Raw genomic sequence first — 16,581 nt, forward strand, 5'->3', positions numbered from 1 at the left:
AAAATAGGGAAGGGGATTGAACTAAGAAAGGAGAACATTTATCTGACAGGGGATTAGTAAAGAGAGGTTTGATAGCTTAGTGGTTACAGCAATTATTCCTGCAGCCGGACAGGGCAAAAGAATGGGGAAGGAAATAAATAAAGTTTTTATTCCGCTGGGGAACCGGCCTTTGATTGCTCATACTGTTCTGGCTTTGGCGCAATGTCCCGAAATCAATCAAATTATTGTTGCAGCGGCCGTCCATGAAATAAAAATAATGAGTGATATTTTGGCGAATAGCAATATCGGCAAGGAATGGAGAATTGTTGCCGGCGGGACGGAAAGGCAATATTCGATTGCTAACGCTTTGAAGACAGTTCCGGACGGCACGGATATAGTTATAGTGCATGACGGGGCCAGGGCTTTGATTGAACCTCCTTTAGTAACCAGGGTAATCGAGGTTGCCCGGCAATATAAGGCGGCGGCCCTAGCCATGCCGGTAAAAGAGACCATAAAACTGGTAAATGAAGCGGGATTGACCATCGGGGATCCCGCGCCGCGTAAAATGCTTTGGGCAATGCAAACGCCCCAGGCATTTGAGGCCGGACTGCTGCTAAAAGCCTACGCGTGCGCGGAACGGGACGGGTTTATCGGTACTGATGACGCAGGACTGGTCGAACGCCTGGGGACGGCTGTAAAGATTGTAACAGGCAGTTACCGGAATATCAAAATCACGAGTCCGGAGGACCTATTGCTGGCGGAAATGCTGAGCAATAAGCGAAGGGAGCTCTAAGGATCAAATGACACGAGTCGGTTTTGGCTATGATGTACATGGCTTAACAGAAGGACGCAAGCTGATCCTCGGCGGAGTTGATATACCGCATAGTGAAGGTTTAATGGGGCATTCGGATGCCGATGTTTTAATCCATGCCATAATGGATGCATTGCTGGGGGCGGCGGCTCTGGGGGATATTGGGCGCCACTTTCCGGATACGGATATGCGGTATAAGGGAATAGCCAGCGTAAAGCTGCTGGCTGAGGTTGGTAAACTGGTCGGGAGCAGGGGATATGACATTGGCAATATCGATGCTACGATTGTGGCCCAGAAACCAAAACTGGCTCCGTATATAGAGCAGATGACGCAAAATATTGCCCGGGTTCTTGATCTTGAACCCGGCAGAGTTAATGTGAAAGCCACGACAACGGAAGGGCTGGGATTTGCCGGCCGGAGTGAAGGAATTGCGGCCTATGCGGTTTCTTTAATTTCTTCTGTTTGAAAAATTCTAAAGAGACAACATTCCTGATAGGTGTGCATACTATAATAATGTTGGAAGTATTCGCCAGGGTTAGGACATTGCCGGTTTTCCATAAAATTAGGAGGGGGTGTGGTGATGCCAATTACTCGCCTGGAGGTCGGCCTTTCGTGTAGTAAATGCTTAAAAGAACAGATTCATACCTTGGTCTATGATAATGATGTACTGATTCGCTCGGAGTGTCAGAATTGCGGTAAGGAAGTCTTTTTCTACGAGGGCAGTTTGCTAGCCGTTTATGCCAAGGAAGTGGTTTGTCGAATCCTTACGAAACCAATCCGGATGAGCAGGGAATTCCGGCGGGATTTAGGCAACGCCATTGCTACATTGCCCTCACGCATCGTGTCCAAACCAGGCCGGATTATGGAAGAAGTCCGGCAAGTGGTCAATGAAGAGGAAGAAAAGAAAAAAATATTGTAAAGAGACTAAACTGCAGTGCATAGAAAGACGGTAATGTTTGTCATTGCCGTCTTTCTTTTTTTTATGGTATAAAATTAATCTTGCTATGCAAACTAATTTTGAAATATTTATGGATTAGCGGGAGGTAGTGGTTATGCGAAAAATTTTTGGCGCTTTCATTGCCATATATATTTTGGCTCAATCGTCAGTTGCATTGGCAGCGGACTGGAATTTTTACATTCATTTTTCCCGGCAGGAAGACGGGATTGCCGCTACGGAATTTTGGTATAACAACCGGGTTCTATGGCGCTTAGAGTTCCTTCCTGACGGCGCTCAGCCGGTTTCGGGCGGTGCCGGTCCTGCCGTCGTCTCTGTTGCTCCGGATATTGTGAATGGCTTATTTTTGCTCCGGGTTGGCCGATAATAAAGAGCACTTTGCCGGGGGCCGCGGTGATTGCGTGTTTGGCGACACGCTTTTATTTTTTGCATCAATTTGCAAAATCTGCTAAAATAGCAATGGTAAGAATTTACGGAAGGAAGATTATATATGGAACATCAGCATTTACGGGTGCGGTTTGCGCCAAGTCCTACCGGCCCGTTTCATATTGGCGGCGCCCGTTCGGCTTTGTTTAACTGGCTTTTGGCAAGGAAACAAGGCGGCAAACTAATTCTCCGGATTGAAGATACGGATTTGGAACGTTCGAGCCGGGAATCGGAGGAAAATATTAAGGAAGCGCTGCGTTGGCTGGGCCTGGACTGGGATGAAGGAATTGATAAGGGCGGTGATTTTGGACCCTATCGCCAGACAGAGCGCCTAACCATCTATAACGATTATACGCAAAAATTGTTGGCTGCCGGTATGGCTTATCCCTGTTATTGTACCGAGGAGGAACTGGAGGTTGAACGGCAGGCAATGCTTGATAAAGGGGAGACGCCCCGTTATACAGGACGCTGCCTGCATTTAACGCAGGAGGAGAAAGCCCGCTTTGAGGCGGAAGGACGCAAGCCGGTGATTCGTTTTCGGGTACCGGAAAATAAGCAGATTGTATTTAAAGATATGGTGCGGGGAACGGTAAGCTTTGATTCCAACGGGATCGGTGATTTCGTAATTGTAAAGTCGGACGGAATTCCTGTTTACAATTACGCAGTTGTTTTGGATGATGCGCTCATGAATATTACGCATGTAATCAGGGCGGAAGAGCATCTCTCCAATACACCGCGGCAGATATTGATTTATGAGGCGCTGGACTTGCCCTTGCCGCAATTCGGACATATTTCCCTAATATTGGGCAAGGACCGGGCGAAGATGAGTAAACGTCATGGTGCCACTTCCGTTGATCAATACCGTAAACTGGGCTATTTGCCGGAGGCTCTCGTGAATTTTCTTGCCCTTTTGGGATGGGCTCCTGTTGGCGAACAGGAAATTTTTTCCTGTTCGGAACTGATTGAACAGTTTTCCATGGACCGGGTGGCCAAAAATCCGGCGGTATTTGATGTTGACAAGTTAAACTGGATTAATGCTCATTATATAAAACTGGCTGCGCCGGAAGCGGTTATGGAACTGGCGCTCCCTCACCTGCAGGCCGCCGGTTATATTGGAGCTACTCTGAACGAAGAAGAGAGAGTGTGGCTGATTAAGGTGGTGGCAGCTGTTCAGGAATACATCAGCTATGCCGCCCAGGTAGTTGATCATGTGGATATTTTCTTCAACGACGAAGTGAAATTTGAAAATGAAGAAGCCGCCGGTATTTTGAAGGATCCTGATATTTCTAAGGTTATGGCTGCTTTCCGGGAAAAGCTGATGGCTCTCGACGTAATTGATGTACCGTCTGTACAGGCGGTATTAAAAGCTGTTGTTAAAGAACTGAAACTGGGAGGCAAAAAAGTTTATATGCCGATCCGGGTGGCTTTAACCGGAAAAATGCACGGGCCTGAGTTGTTCCAGATTATCCCGCTTTTGGGCCGAGAACGGACTTTGTCCCGGATGGAAGCTACGCTGGCAAAAATCAATTGACACATTTTTACTGTTCTTAGTATAATTTATTAGCAAGAAGATAAATGCGATGAGTGGGAAGAGTAGGTGTTTTACCAACCCGTCAGAGAGGCATTGCCAGTGGCTGTAAGCGATGCCGGGATGGTTTCATCGAAAGTGCGCCCAGGAGCAGGGTGGCGGAAGCGGTGAGTATGCTACCCCGGTGCGGCCGTTACCCTGCGTACAAGTGGAGAGTGATCCTGCATCACTCTTCAACAGAGTGGAACCACGGGCCACCGTCTCTGTAGAGAGAGGGTGGCCTTTTTGACTGTGTATAAATGTGCCCTGAGCCTTGCGCCCTGGGCCGAAGGAGAGGGGTTATATGTTTTCCCGCATAAAAAGAGATATTGAAGTGGTTTTTGAAAGAGATCCTGCTGCCAGAAGCGTGCTGGAGGTTCTGTTTTGTTATCCGGGACTGCATGCAATTTGGCTTTATCGCTTGGCTAATGCTTTGTATAAGCGCGGCTGGGTTTTGCTGCCCCGTATGATATCAAACTTTGCCCGTTTTTTAACCGGTATTGAGATTCATCCCGGTGCAACCATTGGCGAAGGATTATTCATTGACCATGGCACGGGAGTTGTTATTGGAGAAACGACCGAGATCGGGAATAATGTGACGCTCTACCAGGGAGTTACATTAGGAGGCACCGGTAAGGAAAAAGGGAAAAGGCATCCTACGATCGGCAATAATGTAGTAGTCGCCAGCGGTGCTAAAGTTTTAGGCTCCTTTACGGTCGGCGACAATTCCAAAATTGGCGCCGGTTCGGTTGTTCTGCGGGAAGTCCCGCCGGACTCCACGGTGGTGGGAATACCCGGCAAAGTGGTATCACGGTTTGGTATGAAGGTTGATGCTTGCGGTATAGGCGAAGTGGACCTGGAACATAATAATCTACCTGATCCGGAAGGTGAGATGCTGTTTTGCCTGCAGCGCAACATGGCGCGCCTGGAAGCCCGGATTGAACAGTTGGAAAAGGAGTTGAAAAAACAAGATGAGTCTAAGAGTATTTAATACATTGACCAAGCAAAAAGAAGAATTTCATCCGGCCGAACCCGGTAAAGTGAAGTTGTATGTTTGCGGTGTAACACCGTATAATCATCCGCATATTGGCAATGCCCGCCCTTATGTGACTTGGGACGTAATCCGGCGTTATTTGGAACATAAGGGATTTACCGTATACCATGTCCAAAATTTCACCGATGTGGATGACAAAATTATTCATGCTGCCAATACGGAAGGGGTCAGTTGGGAAACCATTGCCAACCGTTATATTGCTTCTTATTTTGAAGTGATGGATAAACTGAATATCTGCCGGGCCCATTTGTATCCCCGTGTATCCGAGCATATTGCCGATATTATTGCGATGGTAAAAACCCTGGTTGAGAAAGGCTATGCCTATCCCGTCGACGGCGATGTATATTATAGTGTAAGGCAGTTTGACGGCTATGGCAAACTTAGCGGACGGACTCTGGATGATATGAAAGCGGGAGCCCGGGTGGATGTGGATGAACGAAAGAAGCATCCCATGGATTTTGCTTTGTGGAAAAGCGCCAAGCCGGGGGAACCGGCCTGGGAAAGTCCCTGGGGACCGGGAAGGCCGGGCTGGCATATTGAATGTTCGGCTATGTCCTTGAAATATTTGGGCAATCATTTTGACTTTCATGGCGGCGGCAGTGATCTGATTTTTCCCCATCATGAAAATGAAATTGCCCAGTCGGAAGCATATACGGGCCTGGAACCATTTGTGCATTACTGGCTGCATAACGGTTTTATTACCGTGAATGAAGAAAAAATGAGCAAGTCTTTGGGAAATTTCTTTTTGGTGAAGGATATTTTGGCCCATTACCCGCCGGAGGTACTTCGTTTCTTCATTATCTCGACTCATTACCGCAGTCCGCTGGATTTTAGTGATGAACGGCTTGAAGAAGCGGGGCGCAGTTTGGAGCGCTTAAAGACAGCTTTGGAAAGCATCCAGAGCTTAGAAACCTTGTGTCCGGGCGAAGCGGGTGAGGCTGGCCGTGCTCTCCGGTCGCAAGCTATGAAGGCCAGGGAGGATTTTTATGCGGCCATGGATGATGACTTTAATACGGCCCTGGCCATCAGCATCCTGTTCGGACTGGCAAAGAATATCAATATTTACAGGAATATAGTGGTTCAGGAAAGGGCCGGCTACGACGCCCAAGCCGTCACCCTGGCCCGGGAAGTTTATCTGGAAATGGCCGGTATTTTAGGGATTCTGACGCCAGGACAGCAGGAAGCCGCCCCGGATGAGAACCGAGAACTGGTTGACAGGCTCATGGAGCTGATTATAAAAATCCGTCAGGACGCCCGGACGAAAAAAGACTGGATTACAGCGGATGAAATACGGTCCCGGCTGAATGAGACCGGCATTATTCTGGAGGATTCGCCACAAGGCGTGAGGTGGAAAAAACATTGAAATTTAATCACTATCAATTTTTGCTGGAAAATGTATTTAAGGATCAGGCGGAGGACGGAAGCCCATTGCCCAAATTCGATGAAATTTTGCCGGACAAATTGCCGCCGCTGGTGTTAGCCTATGTGGGTGATGCCTTTTTCAGTTTGTTTGTTCGGACAAAATTACTGGCGTTTGAACAAAATCAAGTCCGGATTCTGCATTCCTTGGGGGCTAAAATGGTTTCCGCAGGTTATCAGGCTGCGGCATTAAAGTCAATTGAGGGTATGTTGAGCAATGCGGAACGGGAATTGGTACGGCGGGGCCGGAATACCAAGTCGTCGCCGACTAAGAATGCTTCGGTACATGATTACCGCTACAGTACCGGTTTGGAAACCCTGCTGGGATATTTGTTTCTAAGCGGACATGAGGAGCGGCTGGACGAGGTATCGACTGCTTTATTCCAGTTTATTTCCCGGGAAATGACAAATAAAGATAAGAATTGCGGTGATAAATAATGAAAGTAAAATTGATCTATCATACACCGGAACCGGAACGGGTAGTTGCGGCGGCGGCGAGACTTTGTTATTCGCCCGTAGGAGCGGAACAATTGGCAGAAAAAATGTCCGACGAGCAGGTCGGACGATTGATCGGTAAAATTGTCGAGATGGGACATGTGTCGACATTGGAACATGCCAGTTTCACCTTTGCGGTAGAAGGAGTGTCCCGGGTGCTGACCCACCAGCTTGTACGGCATCGTCTGGCATCGTATTCCCAACAGTCGCAGCGTTATGTAAAAGAACACAATTTTGAATATATACTGCCGCCTTCGGTCGCGTCCCGGGAGGGGGCACGGGAGAAATTTCTGGCCTTAATGCAAACTATACAACAAGCATATGACGAATTGGTAGAAATGGGCGTTCACCAGGAAGATGCCCGGTATTGCCTGGCTAACGCCACTGAGACAAAAATTGTCGTAACGATGAATGCCAGGGAACTTATGCATTTCTTCGAACTGCGCTGCTGCCAGCGGGCCCAATGGGAAATCCGCCGGCTGGCGGAGGCTATGCTGGCGGAAGCCCGGCATGTTTCTCCCCTTTTATTTCAAAAAGCAGGACCCTCCTGTATTACCCGAGGGGTTTGCGGCGAAGGAAACCTTTCCTGCGGCCGTCTGCAAACGCTGGGGAAATAGGCTCTACCAAACGAGCGTATACAGGATGGTAATGCTCATGCCTAAAGCGATGGCCAGTTTGATTGCGTAGCCCCAAATCTGCCCTGTAATCGCACGGACGGCAGCCGTCCTTGCCTGACGGACACTGCTTGTTCGTAAGTATTCGACGGCATAGTTGGTAATGAGGGAGCCGGCCAATGCTCCCAATAAGGAACCAACGACCGGCAAGAGGTCGGTTCCGAACAGGCCGCCGGCGCTTGCACCTAAAAAGGTGGCCAGCGTAGTTTTCCAGGCCGTTTGTCGTCTGTTGGCCCGGGAAGCAGCGGTGAATTCCAGCCATTCGCCGGCGATGAGGGCTGCCAGCAAAAAGAAGAGGATCAGATAAGACATATGAGTGAAATGGTCGTAGAACCCATACCCCAGAGCTGTTAAGAACAATACGGCATTGCCGGGCAGACTGAACAAGGTCATACCGGTTGCCAGGATTAAGAGAGCAATTATCCCCAGATTGATAAAAAGATGCATACTATCCCTCCCCCGGTCTTTCGCTCTTATTGCCGGATTACAAAAAGTCCTCATGCCGTTTTTTGACATGAGGGCTTTTATTATTTATGGGATTTTTCTTATAAAGAGCCCGTAATGATCTACGCTACAGCCAATGCTCGTCATTACATACCTATACGCAATCTTTCGACTACGCACAAGCATTACACAACCAACACTGACCTTTGCTCGACTGCCAGAAATACCTTGGAAACCTGCTGCAATCTCCCGACTGCAACAGACCTCGGGAAGATTCCCCCGGAAATCTACGGCACCTCTGACAGTCTTAGCTCGACCATACCACATCCCTTTTGACCACACGACAACAGTTGGGCTGCCGTACAGCCTTACAAGACATGATATGATCTGCCCGCCGACTTATACCGAACCGTCAGATCCGGCATAAATCTTTGGCCGACCAATGTCGAACCCATTTGGATCCGGCACCGGTCTTGGCTCGACCACTACGAACCCTTTACACTCATAGTATGGTTCAAAAAAAGAGTTCTATACACTTAATTTTAAAAAACGTTTTTTGCTTTTTAATGGGTATATTGGTACAATGAATACAATTATGAATGGAGTGCACCGAAGGGAGGCCATGAAAAATGGCTGATGAGTTTATTGCCGGACGCAATAGCGTTATGGAGGCGCTGAAGAGTGACCGGTCGGTCAACAAATTGCTGGTATCAAAAGGAGAACGCCATGGATCAATCAAAGAAGTGATCGGTTTGGCCCGTAGCAAGGGACTGGTTGTGCAGGAAGTGGAACCGTCGAAACTGGACAGCTTGTCAAATGGTGTAAGGCATCAGGGCGTTGTGGCTTTTGTGTCGCCGGTTGAATATACCGCTTTGGAAGAGATATTGGTCCGGACGGAAGCGGCCGGGGAGGATCCTTTGCTGGTTCTTTTGGATGAACTGGAGGATCCGCATAATGTAGGGGCTATTTTACGAACGGCAGATGCAGCCGGAGTCCATGGTGTGCTAATACCAAAGCGGCGGAGCTGCCCCCTTTCCGCTACCGTGGCCAGGACTTCGGCCGGAGCCGTGGAATATGTGCCGGTCGCCCGCATTGGTAATGTGACGCAAACATTGGAATTATTGAAAAAGAAAGGATTTTGGATTGTAGGGGCCGACATGACGGGGGAAAAAAACTATTTTGAGGCGGATTTGACCGGTCCGCTGGTCATTGTTGTCGGTAGTGAGGGTCAGGGAATCGGCCGGAGTACAAAAGAACATTGCGATTTTTTGGTGCGTATTCCGATGCGGGGCAGGATCAGCTCTTTGAATGCTTCCGTAGCCTGTTCCTTGTTAGTTTATGAAACAGTCCGGCAACGGTACGGCAAGCGGAAATAGGAAGATGGCAAACGGTAAATAATAAAACAATTATAGTGGGAGGGAAATAAATACAGGAGATGAAGTCGGAATGAAAAGGCGGTTGCTGTATGTAAGTGCTTTGCTTATGTTGTGCTTACTCGCAGGGGGGGGATGGCTGATGCACCCGCTGTTCTCAAACCGGGTCTATGCCGGCGTTGTGCTTGACGGGGTAGACGTAAGCGGTAAGAGCCGGGATGAGGTGGCGCAAATTTTGCTGCGGTGGCAGCAGGAATATCACAACCGGCACATTATCGCTTATTATGGTGATCAAACATTTCCGCTGGATTCAAAAAGGGTTGATTTTAACATTGATGTGGAAGCTACGCTGAATGATACCTGGAACTACGGACGGCAAGGCTCTTGGTGGAAGCGGCTGCAGAGCATCCGTCTGGCCGCTCAAAATGGATATCATGTTCCTCTGCATATCCAATACAATAAGGACAAACTGGACCATGTTGTGGAGACGTGGAAAGAAGCCATTGATTTTCCACCCAAGAATGCAGCCTTAAGCTTGTTGACGGGAAACATCGTGCCTCAGCAAACCGGACGTAAACTGGCAACAGGTCAAGTACGGTCAATTTTGCTGCAGGCATTACAAACGCCGGATAGCAACCGGGTTCTCCTGCCGGTAGTTCCGCTTTATCCGGCAATCACAGTTGCCGATATTAATAAAACCGGTATCAAGGAAGCGTTAGGGACATATACTACTGAATTTAATGCCCAGGATGCCAATCGGACCGCTAACCTTAAACTGGCTGCCCAAAAAATCAACGGTTATATGGTTTATCCCGGAAAAACATTTTCGTTTAATGAAGTTGTCGGTCCCCGGGAAAAAGCCTACGGTTTTAAAGAGGCTATGGAAATTGTTGATAATGAACTGGTTCCCGGTATCGGCGGCGGTATTTGCCAGGTATCCTCCACATTATATAATGCGGTGTTATTGGCCGACTTGGGGGTTGTGGAGAGGCACAACCATTCAAAGCCGTTGGGGTATGTTCCGCTCGGCAGGGATGCAACCGTGGTATTTGGTGCTCTGGATTTTCGCTTTGCCAACACAAGCAAGGCTCCGGTTATGATTATGGCCGAAGTGTTGGGCAATAAACTGAGTATCGGTGTTTGCGGGCTGAAACATTTAGCGGAAACCGTCGAAATTGTTTCAGCTGACCGTCAGGTCATTCCGCCGCCGATTATCAAAAAAGGGGACAAGGAATTGTACTTAGGCGAGTCGGAGATTGAGAAACAAGGTAAGCCAGGCTTTAAAGTAACCATGTTTCGTATTGTGCGGTACAAGGGAAAAGAACTTAGGCGGGAATTGTTGTCCCGGGACACTTACTTGCCGGAGAATACGATTGTAAAAGTGGGAACTAAAATCCCGCTATTTATTAAAGAACAAAAATAAAGATTGGATTCTGAATTAATTCAATGCAATGAGTTATCGCCGGATGAATAAAACATTCGCTGGAGATGGGAGAAAGATTACGGTGATGTATCAAGAGCGATTAATTGTAGATGGATATAATGTAATTAATGCCTGGCCGGAATTGATTGCTTTGAAAAATGAAAATTTGGAGCATGCCCGGGACAAATTAACCGACATGCTGGCAAGTTATGGCGCATATAAAGATTTTAAAGTAACCCTTGTTTTCGATGCACACGCTGTGCCGGGCGGGCATTGCGCTGAAGAAACAGCATCCGGGGTAGATGTAATTTATACCAAAGAGGGAGAAACTGCTGACAGCTATATTGAAAAAATGGTATACTACCTTGTACGCTCCGGTGCGAGGGTATACGTGGTTACTTCTGACTGGGCGGAGCAGATGGCAGTTTTGGGGTCGGGTGCATATCGCGTTTCTGCCCGGGAGTTGCGGCTTGACGTTTTAGAAACCGCCAAAAAGATCCGGGAAGGGTATGTGGAATCGCCACCGGCTCAACGCCGCCGGGAAATTGGTAACCGGCTGAATCGTGATTTATTGCAGCGGCTGGATGAAATCCGCCGGCGGCGCTAAGTAGTGTTGCTGCGGCTATACAGGGAAGAATGGCTTGACTCAGGACAGGGGTATGGGGTATAATTTTTTTGAAATAGCGTGTACTGGCATTTGTGTTTCTTTTTCGGCAGTGCTAAATTGTATAGAGTGGGGGCGATGCGATGCGGGCTAATGTTCAACGCGACCTTTACAGTTGTTTTGAAAATATGACTGACGAGGAAATAGTGGTTATTGCCCAGGATAATAAGAACACAGTCGAAGAAGAATATCTTATCAGCAAATACCGTAATTTCGTTCGTGCCAAAGCCAGATCCTACTTTTTAATTGGTGCTGAACGGGAGGATATTATTCAGGAAGGTATGATTGGCCTGTATAAAGCAATACGGGATTTTCGCAATGATAAGCTTTCCTCTTTCAGGGCTTTTGCCGAATTGTGTGTAACCCGCCAGATTATTACGGCGATTAAGACTGCTACCCGGCAGAAGCATATTCCGTTGAATTCCTATGTATCGTTAAATAAGCCGATTTATGATGAAGATTCTGACCGTACCCTTCTTGATGTACTGTCCAGTTCTAAAATTTCCGACCCGGAAGAGTTGGTTATCAGCCGGGAAGAGTTTATTGATATTGAAGGTAAAATGGGTGAAATCCTAAGTGACTTGGAGTGGAAGGTTCTCATGTCCTACCTTGACGGTAAGTCCTATCAGGAGATTGCCGTAGAACTGAACCGTCATGTCAAGTCCATTGACAATGCGCTGCAGCGGGTGAAACGGAAATTGGAGCGATATCTTGATAATCGTGCGGATGACAGTGATATCCGGGGAGTTTACAAGGGACTGGCCGGGCTGAATAAAGAAGTTCAGGCAGAAATGGACGATTATAGCGACAATATGGAAGATTAAAAATGGCATCCATAGAGATGCCATTTTTTTATTCTTTATTAAGATTTAGAAAGGAAATTGCTTTTTTCTGACGAATCGTATCTATTACTGCAATGCTGTTGGGGGTGTGCTGATATGTCGGTTACGGTACAGCGGGTCTTGGAAAGTGTCCGTGAGGTTGAAGCGGGCGGCGAATGTTTGAGACTGCTGGTAGGACGGCCGGGAAGCGGAAAGAGCAAGGTAATGCGGGAGTTGGCCTCCATGCGGGGGTGGGAGTATATAGATGCCCAGAATTTAATAACGGAAGAATTTATGGATCTGGTCCCCAAAGCCCGTCCGTTGGAAGCGTTGCGGATTATGTCGAAGATAATGGAAGAGTTGAACGCCCGGGTTATTTTACTTGACCGGGTGCAAATGTTGTTTGCACCGGTATTGAATTTAGAACCGCTGGACCTGCTCAGGCAGTTAAGCAAACAGTATACTCTTGTTGCGGCTTGGCCGGGGAATTGTGAAGGCGGAAAGTTGTGTCTCATGTTTAATGGACATACTAAATATTATGATATAGTGGAAAATTATAAAATCATACAGATCGGTTAATCAACTTTGCTTGGCCAAAAGGCTGACCGTTTATGGTCGGCCTTTTGGTTTTTTGTGAAGCGGTCCTCTTGTGTATAAAAAAATATATTCAAAGGAAAAATAGAAAAGTAGATGTATTTTCCAGTACCATGATTTTATATTGGCTTATTCAGTTCCTATTCATTATCGAAAGACCGCTGCCGCGGTCTTTCTTCTTAAAGGTGGGATGATGGCTGTGGAAATTTTAGGTATACTTGTTTTTCGTGCGGTCGCCAGTATTGGCGTTCTATTTTTGGTTCATCTGGCAATGGGACAGCGGCAGATTGGTGAACTGAGTCCTTTTGATTTTGCTGTTTCCATTACGATTGGCACCATTGCCGGCGCTGCGATTGCCGATCAGAGAATTGAGCTTGGCAATGCGTTAATTTCACTCATTCTGGTAGGCGGAATGCAAGTTTTACTAAATTATGGGTCTTTAAAATCACGGCGGTTACATAAAAAAATAAATTTTGAACCGATTATTCTGGTAGAAGAGGGACAAGTAATCAAAGCAAATTTACATAAAGCCCGTCTGACCGTGGAAATGTTACTGCAGCTTTTGCGAGAGAAAGATGTATTTGATATTACGGCAGTGGAACTGGCTGTTTTAGAACCTCACGGTAGACTAAGTGTTCTCAAAAAAGCCGAGTGTTCTCCTCTGACGCCCCGGCAATGCCGTCTTACAGTGCCCGACAATGACGTTCTGGTGCCGGTTATTATGGAAGGAGAACTGCAGGAAAAGGCCCTGGTCCAGTTAGGATTTACGCCGGAACAAATAGAAGCTTTCCGGCACGAGTATCGGGATGTATTGCGAAATGTTTTTATTGCCTTTATGGATAAACGGCATCAATTACATATTGTTAAAGAAGAGGTTCAGGGAACGGAAAGATTTCTACATTGAAGCCTTTAATCCAATTACCTATTACCAATTACCGAAAAACCGCGTTAGCGGTTTTTCTTATAAATGGTTGAATTTTTCTGAGTGTCATGTATAATGTATAAGGTAAATGGAAATTAAAGGATGTGGTGCAGTGCATGAAAATATTATTGCCGTATTCCTTGGCGCCGTCGAAGGATTAACCGAGTTTCTGCCTGTTTCTTCTACGGGCCATATGATTCTGGCAGGGAGCATGCTAGGATTTGAAGGGGAAAAGGCGTCGGTCTTTGAAGTGTTTATTCAACTGGGGGCGATTTTATCGATCCTATTTTTATATCGCAGTAAATTTCAGCAGATGCTGGATTTCCGTTATCCCGGCCGCAGCGGACAGGGACTAACGGCATTTCATGTAGCAGTGGGCATTTTGCCGGTTATGGCGGTAGGCTATCTTTTACACAATCCCATTAAAGCCTATTTGTTTTCTCCGTTTACCGTTATTATCGGACTGATTGCCGGAGCGGTTTTGATGCTGGCGGCCGAAAAATTATGCAGCCGGCCAAGAGTGCGTGATGTGGATAATATGACTTTGAAGCAAGCTTTTTTTGTCGGGTTATTTCAGATTCTGTCCCTGTGGCCCGGATTTTCCCGGTCCGGCTCAACGATTGCCGGGGGATTGTTTCTAGGGTTATCCCGCACGGTGGCGGCCGAATTTTCTTTTATTATTGCTGTTCCGCTCATGTTCGTCGCATGCATTTATGATTTGCTAAAAGTATTAAACAAAATGAATGCAGCCGATTTAGAGATGATTGCTATTGGGTTTCTAGTGGCGTTTGTCGTTGCTTATTTGTCCGTTGTTTGGTTCCTGCGGTTTTTAAACAGGTCCTCACTGGCTTCTTTTGCCTATTACCGCTTCGTCATTGCCGCTTTGTCCGCTTATTATTTTTTCTGGCGCTGAATTTTCCGCGGATTTCTCTTTACAAGGAATTGCCGGTATGATAGAATCTGTTTTTGCTGGGCTGTTAGTATTGCTGGAACAAAGCAGTTAGAAAATACCAGAGAAAAATTTATTGACATAACGATGCAGGTGTTATATAATAAACTTCGTCACTGATGCTAGTGATCAGTGCTGGCGTAGCTCAATTGGCAGAGCAGCTGACTTGTAATCAGCAGGTTGGGAGTTCAATTCTTCTCGCCAGCTCCATTATTACGGAGGGGTTCCCGAGTGGCTAAAGGGAGCAGACTGTAAATCTGCCGGCTTCGCCTTCGCTGGTTCGAATCCAGCCCCCTCCACCATTAACTGAACATCGCGGGGTGGAGCAGCTGGTAGCTCGTCGGGCTCATAACCCGAAGGTCACAGGTTCAAGTCCTGTCCCCGCAACCAAGTTTATACGATTGCCGTAAGGCATATGATTTGATATAATTAAGCGGTCTTTTAACCGCCTTGCTGGTGTAGCTCAGTCGGTAGAGCGTATCCTTGGTAAGGATAAGGTCACCGGTTCAATCCCGGTCATCAGCTCCATTATTGAATTCAGATAGCGGGAACGATTCGTACACCGGATTGATTGCCTGCGTTTATAGTATGGCGGCGTAGCTCAGTTGGCTAGAGCATGCGGTTCATACCCGCAGTGTCCGGGGTTCAAATCCCTGCGCCGCCACCAAATTGGAAGAATCCTCGCGAAAGCGAGGTTTTTTGTTTTTTTTGCAGGAATTTAACTTTCTGGGTAGAATTTTCATTTTTGGCAAAGAATATTGGTTATTATCAAGTGGATGCCACGTTATGTGGATGGTGAGGAGGCAAAACAAAGATGGCAAAGAAAAAATTTGAAAGAACGAAACCGCATGTTAATATTGGAACCATTGGTCACGTAGACCATGGTAAAACATCCTTAACGGCGGCGATTACCCTGACGCTTTCCAAATCGGGCGGAGCCGAATTCGTAGCCTACGACCAAATCGATAAAGCGCCGGAAGAAAGAGAGCGCGGTATCACCATTAACACGGCCCACGTAGAATACGAAACGGCAAAAAGACACTATGCGCACGTTGACTGCCCGGGCCACGCCGACTATGTAAAGAACATGATTACCGGAGCGGCCCAGATGGACGGAGCCATCCTGGTGGTGTCGGCAGCGGACGGCCCGATGCCGCAAACGCGGGAGCACATCCTGCTGTCGCGGCAGGTAGGGGTTCCGGCCATGGTAGTGTTCCTGAACAAAGCAGACATGGTAGATGACGCGGAACTGATGGAACTGGTAGAAATGGAAGTTCGGGAACTGTTGTCGAGCTATGAATTTCCCGGTGACGAAATTCCGGTTATTACAGGATCGGCCGTAAAAGCCCTGGAATGCGGCTGCGCAAAGCGGGAATGTGAGTGGTGCGGGCAGATTCATAAACTGATGGATGCGGTGGACGAGTATATTCCGACGCCGGAACGGGCCACGGACAAACCGTTTCTGATGCCGGTCGAGGACGTATTCACGATTACGGGCCGCGGTACCGTAGCGACGGGCCGTGTAGAACGCGGAGTAGTTAAAGTAGGCGATACGGTAGAAATCGTTGGTATGAACGACAAGCCGAAGACGACGGTAGTAACGGGAGTGGAAATGTTCCGGAAACTGCTGGATCAGGCTGTAGCGGGAGACAATATCGGCGCGCTGCTGCGTGGCGTGGAACGGAAAGAAATCGAGCGGGGACAAGTCTTGTCGAAACCCGGCTCCATTAAACCGCACACGAAATTCAAAGGGGAAGTATACGTACTGTCGAAGGAAGAAGGAGGCCGTCATACGCCGTTCTTCAATGGATACCGTCCGCAGTTCTACTTCCGGACGACGGACGTGACCGGAGTGGTAACGCTGCCGGAGGGAGTAGAAATGGTAATGCCTGGCGACAACATTCAGATGGCAATCGAACTGATTACGCCGATTGCCATTGAAGAGGGCCTGCGTTTTGCTATCCGCGAAGGCGGCCGTACGGTTGGCGCCGGTGTTGTAACCGCTATCAAT

18 protein-coding genes, 5 tRNA genes and 1 other annotated feature are annotated in these 16,581 nt (G+C 47.7%); of the genes, 22 read left to right on the plus strand and 1 reads right to left on the minus strand.

Annotation, left to right across the window (positions count from 1 at the left end; all coding sequences use genetic code 11):
* Positions 1 to 79: 79 nt before the first annotated feature.
* The 9 genes from ispD to thyX all read left to right on the plus strand — a co-directional run bounded on the left by ispD (position 80) and on the right by thyX (position 7,323).
* Complete coding sequence (ispD, locus tag LUCIF_RS18670) at positions 80 to 772, plus strand: 2-C-methyl-D-erythritol 4-phosphate cytidylyltransferase (protein WP_122629363.1); 693 nt, start codon at positions 80 to 82, stop codon at positions 770 to 772.
* Between the two features lie 7 nt (positions 773 to 779).
* Positions 780 to 1,256 carry a 2-C-methyl-D-erythritol 2,4-cyclodiphosphate synthase gene (ispF, locus tag LUCIF_RS18675; RefSeq protein WP_122629364.1) on the plus strand — a complete coding sequence of 159 codons (477 nt, stop codon included), beginning with the start codon at positions 780 to 782 and terminating at the stop codon, positions 1,254 to 1,256.
* A 111-nt stretch (positions 1,257 to 1,367) separates the two neighbouring features.
* Complete coding sequence (locus LUCIF_RS18680; protein ID WP_122629365.1) at positions 1,368 to 1,709, plus strand: hypothetical protein; 342 nt, start codon at positions 1,368 to 1,370, stop codon at positions 1,707 to 1,709.
* A 133-nt stretch (positions 1,710 to 1,842) separates the two neighbouring features.
* A complete protein-coding gene (locus LUCIF_RS18685; RefSeq protein WP_122629366.1) occupies positions 1,843 to 2,112 on the plus strand; it encodes a hypothetical protein in 270 nt (89 codons plus the stop codon).
* A 123-nt stretch (positions 2,113 to 2,235) separates the two neighbouring features.
* A complete protein-coding gene (gene gltX, locus LUCIF_RS18690; protein WP_122629367.1) occupies positions 2,236 to 3,702 on the plus strand; it encodes a glutamate--tRNA ligase in 1,467 nt (488 codons plus the stop codon).
* A gap of 40 nt (positions 3,703 to 3,742) precedes the next feature.
* Positions 3,743 to 3,967 (plus strand) — a binding site (T-box leader).
* Between the two features lie 75 nt (positions 3,968 to 4,042).
* Positions 4,043 to 4,729: a serine O-acetyltransferase gene (cysE, locus tag LUCIF_RS18695; protein WP_122629368.1), complete on the plus strand. Its 687-nt coding sequence runs from the start codon at positions 4,043 to 4,045 to the stop codon at positions 4,727 to 4,729.
* Positions 4,710 to 6,155 carry a cysteine--tRNA ligase gene (gene cysS, locus LUCIF_RS18700; RefSeq protein WP_122629369.1) on the plus strand — a complete coding sequence of 482 codons (1,446 nt, stop codon included), beginning with the start codon at positions 4,710 to 4,712 and terminating at the stop codon, positions 6,153 to 6,155. The genes cysE and cysS overlap by 20 nt, the downstream gene beginning before the upstream one ends.
* Positions 6,152 to 6,649 carry a Mini-ribonuclease 3 gene (locus LUCIF_RS18705; RefSeq protein WP_122629370.1) on the plus strand — a complete coding sequence of 166 codons (498 nt, stop codon included), beginning with the start codon at positions 6,152 to 6,154 and terminating at the stop codon, positions 6,647 to 6,649. The genes cysS and LUCIF_RS18705 overlap by 4 nt, the downstream gene beginning before the upstream one ends.
* On the plus strand, positions 6,649 to 7,323 hold the full coding sequence (thyX, locus tag LUCIF_RS18710) for an FAD-dependent thymidylate synthase (RefSeq protein ID WP_122629371.1): 675 nt from the start codon (positions 6,649 to 6,651) through the stop codon (positions 7,321 to 7,323). Before LUCIF_RS18705 ends, thyX begins: the two co-directional genes overlap by 1 nt.
* Positions 7,324 to 7,326: 3 nt before the next feature.
* On the opposite strand, the gene LUCIF_RS18715 is transcribed toward thyX, so the two are convergent.
* Positions 7,327 to 7,827, minus strand: coding sequence for a DUF456 domain-containing protein (locus LUCIF_RS18715; RefSeq protein ID WP_165866069.1), 501 nt, complete (start codon positions 7,825 to 7,827; stop codon positions 7,327 to 7,329).
* Positions 7,828 to 8,453: 626 nt separating this feature from the next.
* On the opposite strand from LUCIF_RS18715, the gene rlmB reads away from it, so the two are divergent.
* The 13 genes from rlmB to tuf form a co-directional block, all read left to right on the plus strand.
* Entirely contained in the window at positions 8,454 to 9,200 is a 747-nt protein-coding gene (gene rlmB, locus LUCIF_RS18725) for a 23S rRNA (guanosine(2251)-2'-O)-methyltransferase RlmB (protein WP_122629373.1), read from the plus strand.
* 106 nt (positions 9,201 to 9,306) lie between these two features.
* Positions 9,307 to 10,620, plus strand: a complete 1,314-nt coding sequence (locus LUCIF_RS18730; RefSeq protein ID WP_207858052.1) for a VanW family protein — start codon at positions 9,307 to 9,309, stop codon at positions 10,618 to 10,620.
* A gap of 85 nt (positions 10,621 to 10,705) precedes the next feature.
* Positions 10,706 to 11,227, plus strand: coding sequence for an NYN domain-containing protein (locus tag LUCIF_RS18735; RefSeq protein WP_122629376.1), 522 nt, complete (start codon positions 10,706 to 10,708; stop codon positions 11,225 to 11,227).
* A gap of 140 nt (positions 11,228 to 11,367) precedes the next feature.
* On the plus strand, positions 11,368 to 12,108 hold the full coding sequence (gene sigH, locus LUCIF_RS18740; RefSeq protein ID WP_122629377.1) for an RNA polymerase sporulation sigma factor SigH: 741 nt from the start codon (positions 11,368 to 11,370) through the stop codon (positions 12,106 to 12,108).
* A gap of 114 nt (positions 12,109 to 12,222) precedes the next feature.
* Positions 12,223 to 12,684 (plus strand): BREX-3 system P-loop-containing protein BrxF, encoded by a 462-nt coding sequence (gene brxF / locus LUCIF_RS18745; RefSeq protein WP_122629379.1) that lies wholly within the window; start codon positions 12,223 to 12,225, stop codon positions 12,682 to 12,684.
* Positions 12,685 to 12,898: 214 nt separating this feature from the next.
* Positions 12,899 to 13,603 carry a DUF421 domain-containing protein gene (locus LUCIF_RS18750; RefSeq protein WP_165866070.1) on the plus strand — a complete coding sequence of 235 codons (705 nt, stop codon included), beginning with the start codon at positions 12,899 to 12,901 and terminating at the stop codon, positions 13,601 to 13,603.
* Positions 13,604 to 13,733: 130 nt separating this feature from the next.
* On the plus strand, positions 13,734 to 14,534 hold the full coding sequence (locus LUCIF_RS18755; protein WP_122629381.1) for an undecaprenyl-diphosphate phosphatase: 801 nt from the start codon (positions 13,734 to 13,736) through the stop codon (positions 14,532 to 14,534).
* A 170-nt stretch (positions 14,535 to 14,704) separates the two neighbouring features.
* Positions 14,705 to 14,780 (plus strand) — tRNA-Thr (locus LUCIF_RS18760).
* A 7-nt stretch (positions 14,781 to 14,787) separates the two neighbouring features.
* Positions 14,788 to 14,872, plus strand: a tRNA-Tyr gene (locus LUCIF_RS18765).
* Positions 14,873 to 14,884: 12 nt separating this feature from the next.
* A tRNA-Met gene (locus LUCIF_RS18770) sits at positions 14,885 to 14,960 on the plus strand.
* A 62-nt stretch (positions 14,961 to 15,022) separates the two neighbouring features.
* Positions 15,023 to 15,098, plus strand: a tRNA-Thr gene (locus LUCIF_RS18775).
* A 62-nt stretch (positions 15,099 to 15,160) separates the two neighbouring features.
* Positions 15,161 to 15,237, plus strand: a tRNA-Met gene (locus tag LUCIF_RS18780).
* Between the two features lie 147 nt (positions 15,238 to 15,384).
* A partial coding sequence (gene tuf / locus LUCIF_RS18785) for an elongation factor Tu (protein WP_122629383.1) occupies positions 15,385 to 16,581 on the plus strand: 1,197 nt, incomplete at its 3' end.

The organism is Allolucifera butyrica (genome assembly GCF_900476375.1).
Taxonomy (GTDB): Bacteria; Bacillota; Negativicutes; order Sporomusales; family UPPP01; genus Lucifera; species Lucifera butyrica.